The following is an 857-nucleotide window of genomic DNA, read 5'->3' on the forward strand; positions in this document are numbered from 1 at the left end:
GCGGCTTCACGCCGGTACTCCGGCGTGTACTTCTTGCGCTGTTGACTCACAATGAACATCCTCTCCTACGGACACAAGATCCGCACAAATAGGGTGTCCACTAAACGAGGGTAACCTCACCAAGAACCTGACTCGTAGTAGACATCTTGAGAAATGAAATGTCTCGGCATCGGTAATCAGACAGAAGATTTTCGTAATATGAAACAGGTGCAGATAGCTGCAACGGTTCAGGTACCTCAAAATTGAACTTCATTTTCTACAACTCCTTGACGCAAGATGTTTATCTTCTGGACCCTGCCTTTTGGAAGAGCCAACTTAGACGAGGGCTCTATTCTTTGCAGTCTAGACCACAAGCGTGGCGTAGCTATACGTTCGTTAAGGGAGAGGCTTATAAAGGAGTGCTTATGTCCAAAAGTGTAGATGAATCTCAAACCGCACAAGAAAACACCCCGCAGCAAGCCGGAGAAAAGAAAGTTAAGTCGAAGCAGCCTCATCAAGTAACGAACGATATTAAATGGGTGCCGTTTTTAATCGGCTTTCACCTCGTTACACAAGCCCTCAATCGCTTATCTTTAAGACGTCCATCAGCCCCTAGGCGAGAAGAACGCGAAGATGAGAATAAAAGATGGCATCGCATCCCTGATACAACCCTGCATGGACTAGGCAACGTGGGGATAATCCTTTATCAAGCACTTCTCTTCTTCGTTAATAATTTTTCGGTCGCTATCGCTAACGAGGGTGCTGTTGCAAAGTTGGGGCAGTAGAAAGACCGGCGTGAAATAATCAGAGCCATGGGCATCTTCTCCGGTCGGCATTTCCCCCGTGACATCATCCTGTGGGCGGTGCGGTGGTACTGC

Annotated in this window: 1 protein-coding gene; it reads left to right on the forward strand. The window is 47.6% G+C overall.

Annotation, left to right across the window (positions count from 1 at the left end):
* Positions 1-404: 404 nt before the first annotated feature.
* Positions 405-764 carry a hypothetical protein gene (locus MHK00_RS11830; protein ID WP_040425362.1) on the forward strand — a complete coding sequence of 120 codons (360 nt, stop codon included), beginning with the start codon at positions 405-407 and terminating at the stop codon, positions 762-764.
* The last annotated feature ends 93 nt before the right edge of the window (positions 765-857 follow it).

Origin of the sequence: Corynebacterium tuberculostearicum, assembly GCF_022347385.1 — a bacterium.
Classification (GTDB): Bacteria; Actinomycetota; Actinomycetes; order Mycobacteriales; family Mycobacteriaceae; genus Corynebacterium; species Corynebacterium tuberculostearicum_M.

Coding starts and splice junctions, on each gene's coding strand:
- MHK00_RS11830 (WP_040425362.1), top strand. CDS start 405: ATGTCCAAAAGTGTAGATGAATCTCAAACCGCACAAGAAAACACCCCG.